A 4,516-nucleotide genomic window follows, 5' to 3' on the forward strand; every position below is an offset into this window, starting at 1 on the left:
GCCAGCGCCGAGCATTGAGCTTAAAACCAGCGCGGTCAGTGCGCTCAGACCCAATTTCTTTTCCATTTGTATCCAGTTACAAAAACGAGAGTGAGAGAATAATTATTTTGGCAAACCGCATAAAAATGGTGAAAGCCACTAAGGCGCGGGATTTTACGGAGAGAAGAGAACGCATGCAATGGGGATAGAGAGATTTGTGACTAATAGTGTGAAAAGTTGTCTTAATACTGCTGTTTTTGTTTTATCTGGAAACAGAACTGCGCGAAATTATCAGGTCTACAAGGACTGTAGACCTGATAAGGCATTGGGTATTACTTATACAGATCGGCGCTGATCGTCACGTTGTTACCACGTTCTGACCACTGGCGGGTAATGTGATAGTACTTCGCGCCTTTCTTCGCTGCGCGTTTTGCTACCTGATAAGAGACTTCCGTCATGTTGCCGTAGTTACCGGTGAACTTGATGCTGTCGAACGGTACCATCATGGCGGCGGTCGCTTTGTTCAGCTCTTCAACTTTGGTTCCATCCGGCAGCGTGACAGTGTAACGTCCGCCTTTGGTGGATTGCGTTTCGAAGAAGCGGCCAACTTCAGCACTCGGAGAAGCGGTAGTTGCTACGCCCGGGATCTCAACTTTCTTCGCGGCTTCGCCACCTGCTGCTAATGCGGCACGACCAGCATCTGAATCTGCTGGGATCGCATCAGGGCTTTGTACAATGCGTTTTTTCGCATCAGCTTTATAGATGAATGCAGTAATACGCTGGTTGCCGCCCTGGTTGGCATCGACCTGACGCACGATATAGAAGGAGTAAGCACCTTTCTCTTTCGCTGCTTTGGTGATGGCATCGTTTACTTCAGGCTGGCTACGGTAGAAACCTTGCACTGTAACGGTGTCGTAAGGTTCTATCAGAACGGCCTGATCTTTTGGCAATTCCATAACGCCGTTAATGACACGGTTTTTTGACGCTTCCGCTTTTTCAGCGTCGGCTTTATAGACGTCGGCAACAACGCGCCAGTTACCGCCGCTGCCAAAATCTGAGGTATCAACAACATAAAAGGAGGCTGCACCGTCTTTATCTGCACGGCGTGAAACGGCAGCAACCGCATCACCGATAGCATTAAAACGACCGGTGACCACAATGCGGTCATAGGGTTTCAGGGCAGCCGCTTGCTCCGGCGTCAATTCTGTTGCTGCATTTACAGAAAAAGCAGTCGCAGAAATTAGTGCGGACGCCAGGAGAGTGTTCTTAAGCTTCATAAAAATAATCCTTCGCCTTGCGCAAACCAGGTACTGGTATTGTTATTGACTAGAAACGTCGCTGATTATTGCATTTAAATTGTGTCAGTGTCTGCGTCATTTTTCACTCATCGTGTCACGTTAGGTAACAACAGCGATAACATTTTGTGATATGCCGAAAATTTCGGCGTTTGGTGACCAAAACTGATAAAGCAGTTGAATTTCATAAGTTAATTTAATGTTAATCAATTGTTTTTGGCAGGTGGGTAATCATGTTTTGCCGCTTCGCTTGAGCGAATTATCAGCCTTTGGGGGCTATTTTTAGGGCATTTTATCTGTCTGAGGTTCGATTCATCTCTATTTCGCGAATTTCATAATAAATACTGTTTTTTGGCGCTAGATCACAGGCGTCATTTTCAGTAGGTTATACAGAGTTTGTTACTGTTTTATTTTATTGAGGTAACACTGACCTCTTTCGAGAGTGCGCGCATGCCTCGTGCGAACATTGATAAACCATCATCATAATTACAGATGGAAGGGAACATTATGCGAATTGGCATACCAAGAGAACGGTTAACCAATGAAACCCGCGTTGCAGCCACGCCGAAGACGGTTGAGCAGCTGCTTAAACTGGGTTTCAGCGTCGCGGTTGAAAGCGGTGCAGGTCAACTGGCGAGTTTTGACGATAAGGCGTTTGTACAAGCAGGCGCAGAAATTGTTGATGGAAATGCAGTCTGGCAGTCAGAGATCATCCTGAAGGTCAATGCGCCGGAGGAGGCGGAAATTCCGTTACTCAATCCGGGCACGACGCTGGTGAGTTTTCTTTGGCCCGCGCAAAACCCTGAGCTGCTGCAAAAACTTGCAGAGCGCAACGTGACGGTCATGGCGATGGACTCCGTGCCGCGTATTTCGCGCGCACAGTCGCTGGATGCCTTAAGCTCGATGGCGAACATCGCCGGGTATCGCGCTATTGTTGAAGCTGCACATGAATTCGGTCGCTTCTTCACCGGCCAGATCACCGCCGCAGGCAAGGTTCCACCTGCCAAGGTCATGGTGATTGGTGCGGGTGTGGCAGGTCTTGCGGCGATCGGTGCGGCAAACAGCCTGGGCGCTATCGTGCGCGCTTTTGATACCCGTCCGGAAGTGAAGGAACAAGTGCAGAGTATGGGCGCAGAGTTCCTTGAACTGGACTTTAAAGAAGAAGCGGGCAGCGGCGATGGCTATGCCAAAGTGATGTCCGAAGCGTTCATCAAAGCTGAAATGGAACTCTTCGCTGCGCAGGCGAAAGATGTCGACATTATCGTTACCACAGCGCTGATTCCGGGCAAACCGGCCCCGAAACTGATCACTCGTGAAATGGTCGATTCGATGAAAGCGGGCAGCGTAATTGTCGATCTTGCCGCGCAAAACGGCGGTAACTGCGAATATACCGTGCCTAATCAGGTGACCACCACCGAGAACGGGGTGAAGGTTATCGGCTATACCGATCTGCCTGGCCGTTTGCCAACGCAATCTTCCCAGTTGTACGGCACAAACCTCGTCAACCTGCTCAAACTGTTGTGCAAAGAGAAAGACGGCAATATCACTGTCGATTTTGACGACGTGGTTGTGCGTGGTGTCACGGTGGTTCGTGATGGTGAAATCACCTGGCCTGCGCCGCCGATCCAGGTTTCTGCTCAGCCGCAGGCAGCGCCAAAAGCCGCACCTGCGCCGAAAGAAGAGAAAAAACCTGTCTCTCCGTGGCGCAAATATGCGCTGATGGCGCTGGTAGTGATTTTGTTTGGCTGGCTCGCCGACGTCGCGCCGAAAGAGTTCCTTGGTCACTTTACGGTGTTCGCGCTTTCCTGCGTGGTGGGTTACTACGTGGTCTGGAATGTGTCACATGCGTTGCATACTCCGCTGATGTCTGTGACTAACGCCATCTCGGGGATTATCGTGGTTGGGGCGTTATTGCAAATTGGCCAGGGTGGCTGGGTGAGTTTCCTGAGCTTTATCGCGGTGCTTATTGCCAGCATTAATATTTTCGGTGGCTTCACCGTGACTCAGCGCATGCTGAAAATGTTCCGGAAAAACTAAGGGGTAACATATGTCTGGAGGATTAGTTACAGCTGCATACATTGTTGCCGCGATCCTGTTTATTTTTAGTCTGGCGGGGCTTTCGAAACACGAAACCTCTCAGCAGGGTAACAACTACGGCATCGCCGGGATGGCGATTGCGCTGATTGCTACGATTTTTGGCCCGGATACCGGCAACGTTGCGTGGATCCTGGTAGCGATGATCATCGGCGGCGCGATTGGTATTCGTCTGGCGAAGAAAGTCGAAATGACCGAGATGCCGGAGCTGGTGGCGATTCTGCACAGCTTCGTTGGTCTGGCTGCGGTACTGGTGGGTTTCAACAGCTACCTGTATCACGATACGGGCCTGGAGCCGATTCTGGTGAACATTCACCTGACGGAAGTGTTCCTGGGTATCTTCATCGGTGCGGTGACCTTTACCGGTTCTGTGGTGGCCTTTGGCAAACTGCGCGGCAAGATCTCCTCTAAACCGCTGATGCTGCCGAATCGTCACAAAATGAACCTGGCGGCGCTGGTTGTTTCTTTCCTGCTGCTGGTGGTGTTTGTTCGTACCGAAAGCGTGGGCCTGCAGGTTCTGGCGCTGCTGGTGATGACCATTATTGCACTGGCTTTTGGCTGGCATCTGGTGGCGTCCATCGGTGGGGCAGACATGCCGGTTGTTGTTTCAATGCTTAACTCCTATTCAGGATGGGCGGCAGCAGCGGCGGGCTTTATGCTGAGCAACGATCTGCTGATCGTTACCGGTGCGCTGGTCGGTTCTTCTGGTGCGATCCTGTCTTACATTATGTGTAAGGCGATGAACCGTTCATTTTTCAGCGTTATTGCGGGCGGCTTTGGTTCTGACGGTTCTTCTACCGGGTCTGATGAAGAAGTGGGTGAACATCGTGAGATTACTGCGGAAGACACAGCAGAAATGCTGAAGAACTCGCACTCCGTGATCATCACCCCGGGCTACGGCATGGCAGTGGCTCAGGCACAGTATCCGGTCGCGGAAATTACTGAGAAACTTCGCGCGCGCGGCATCAAAGTGCGTTTTGGTATTCACCCGGTAGCAGGGCGCTTGCCAGGTCATATGAACGTGCTGCTGGCGGAAGCCAAAGTACCTTATGACATCGTGCTGGAAATGGATGAGATCAACGATGATTTCGCTGATACCGATACCGTGCTGGTCATTGGTGCCAACGATACGGTAAACCCGGCTGCGC

Annotated in this window: 4 protein-coding genes; 2 read left to right on the plus strand and 2 right to left on the minus strand. The window is 51.0% G+C overall.

Features of this window, described 5'->3' with window-relative positions; all coding sequences use genetic code 11:
- Both FDW94_RS24360 and ydgH read right to left on the minus strand, forming a co-directional pair.
- Window positions 1-66 (minus strand): hypothetical protein (locus tag FDW94_RS24360; protein ID WP_032230739.1); only part of this gene is annotated, 66 nt, incomplete at its 3' end.
- A gap of 245 nt (window positions 67-311) precedes the next feature.
- The gene (gene ydgH / locus FDW94_RS16040) at window positions 312-1,256 is read right to left on the minus strand and encodes a DUF1471 family protein YdgH (RefSeq protein ID WP_003832856.1); all 945 of its coding nucleotides are present in this window, start codon (window positions 1,254-1,256) and stop codon (window positions 312-314) included.
- A gap of 525 nt (window positions 1,257-1,781) precedes the next feature.
- Between ydgH and pntA the strand changes: the two genes are divergently transcribed.
- Complete coding sequence (gene pntA, locus FDW94_RS16045) at window positions 1,782-3,311, plus strand: Re/Si-specific NAD(P)(+) transhydrogenase subunit alpha (RefSeq protein WP_020996412.1); 1,530 nt, start codon at window positions 1,782-1,784, stop codon at window positions 3,309-3,311.
- 10 nt (window positions 3,312-3,321) lie between these two features.
- Window positions 3,322-4,516: Re/Si-specific NAD(P)(+) transhydrogenase subunit beta (gene pntB, locus FDW94_RS16050; RefSeq protein WP_249358569.1), on the plus strand; the 1,195-nt coding region annotated here is incomplete at its 3' end.

This window comes from Citrobacter sp. wls757 (assembly GCF_005280935.1).
Lineage (GTDB): Bacteria > Pseudomonadota > Gammaproteobacteria > Enterobacterales > Enterobacteriaceae > Citrobacter > Citrobacter portucalensis.